The organism is Bradyrhizobium sp. USDA3010, from assembly GCF_056429065.1.
This window is the reverse complement of the sequence record NZ_JBWJZD010000117.1, coordinates 1-1,655: the sequence shown is the minus strand read 5'-3', so window position 1 is coordinate 1,655 and position 1,655 is coordinate 1. Positions and strand designations below refer to the sequence as shown.

The 1,655-nt window shown below is 54.2% G+C and carries 2 protein-coding genes; both read left to right on the top strand.

Translation table 11 applies throughout. The annotated features are described in order from the left end of the window. Nucleotides 1-343 precede the first annotated feature (343 nt). Entirely contained in the window at nt 344-706 is a 363-nt protein-coding gene (locus tag AC066Y_RS43175) for a hypothetical protein (RefSeq protein ID WP_478279128.1), read from the top strand. Nucleotides 707-1,151: 445 nt separating this feature from the next. After that, nucleotides 1,152-1,322, top strand: coding sequence for a hypothetical protein (locus AC066Y_RS43170; RefSeq protein WP_478279127.1), 171 nt, complete (start codon nt 1,152-1,154; stop codon nt 1,320-1,322). The last annotated feature ends 333 nt before the right edge of the window (nt 1,323-1,655 follow it).

The window sequence follows — 1,655 nt, the reverse complement described above, 5'->3', positions numbered from 1 at the left end:
CACCGCGACAACGCTGATGAAGCTGATCGGCAAGCTCATCAAGACATTTGCACCCGAGCAATGCGCGAACTACTTTCGACATGCCGGATACGAGTAGTGACCCATATCAAGTGGAAACCGCTCTAGCCAATTTTTTCGTGGAGCAACGCGGCTCGGAGCCACATTTTTACGACATTGAGTACGAGAAGCGCCGGCAATCCTGTGCCACCGAATCAGGCGGCCTGCCCTGGATGTTAAAAAACAAAGCATATAGCCAGAACGTATCAATTGCGAGCCGAAAAATGGCTATTTGCACATTCACCGGACATGGAGGCAGGGAGATCGCGTCAAACTATTGCTGCCGATGCAAGTGCGTCGCGTCTACGGCCATCCGCAAGTGCGCAATTTGGCCGGCAAGGTGGCCATAGAGCGTGGCCCGTTAGTTTATTGCCTTGAGGAAGTCGACAACGGGACCGAGTTACACAACGTTTGGCTTCATGCAGACAGCCAGTTTTCGCTTGTCGACGGAACTGGTCTCCTCAAGGGCAGGATTTTGCTGCAGGCTGACGGAGTGCGACTGCAACACACGCAATCCGAAGAAGCGGCACTTTATCACTACGACAAGGTGCCTGGACAGCTAGAACCGCAGCGGTTGACATTCATTCCGTGGTTCAGCTGGGCTAACCGCGGCGAAGGCGAAATGCGGATTTGGATAAATGAGCGCTGACGCTGACAAAGGGCGCGCTTTCACGAGCCGCAGTTAGATAGGCGATATCGCCGGTCAAAGCCTGGACATCGTCAATCTATTTAAGACGACCCGCTTACGAGCTGCTCTGAACCATCGAACCGAAGAACAGGATATGAGGCGGTGCGGTGGGAGTTTGGAAAGCCAACGATCCGCTTGGAGTCGGCAGGCCAACATCGAACGATCCAATTGTTTGTGAAGAGGCATTCTGGGACTTGCTCGCGGCCTCATCAAACCTACTGAATGCCAATGGCTTGAGCGTGCGCCGTGCTCGTTTGGAAGCAAGCACGGTGAGAAGCCAGAGTGAAGTACGATTAGCGGGATCCACGCCAGGTTTTCGTAAGCCAGGCTGCCTATCAGCTCCACACGGCCTAACAGGCCTTTGACCAAGTGCAGAAATCTATGCCCGACGGGAGCACCAATCGCCATGTATAATCGCATCAACGGCTCGTATTACTACCAATCACCGCCCGTTGCCGAAGCTGACGAGCAAGCGGATGCAAACAGCTTTGCGGATGCGTTCACCAACATGCGGTTGGGCGAATCTGGCTCAAGCGGCAGCTCATCATCAGCAACAAGACCGTATTCGCTGGTTTAAACTCCTCCTGTGATAGAATTAAAAGATCGCAGATCATTCCGGGAAGCCGCGAAGGCCTATCATGGCGACGAGATCAAGTACATCGCCGATAACCCGCAAGAGTACTCCGACTTCGTGTCCGCTAGAGCAAGGCGAACTGCAGAAGTTGCCGAAGACTATGGAACAACCCGAGATTCCGACGACGCGCGATACTTCAGCTACTAGTGGCTCTGCACAGTGATTTTGACAGGTTGGGTCCGGCGGTCAGATTAGCTCCGGCAGGAGTTTCGGATCAATGAGGACCTCGATGCTGCGAGGCGTCCTTGGCTGTCGTCTGATGAGGCCGGCGCGTTC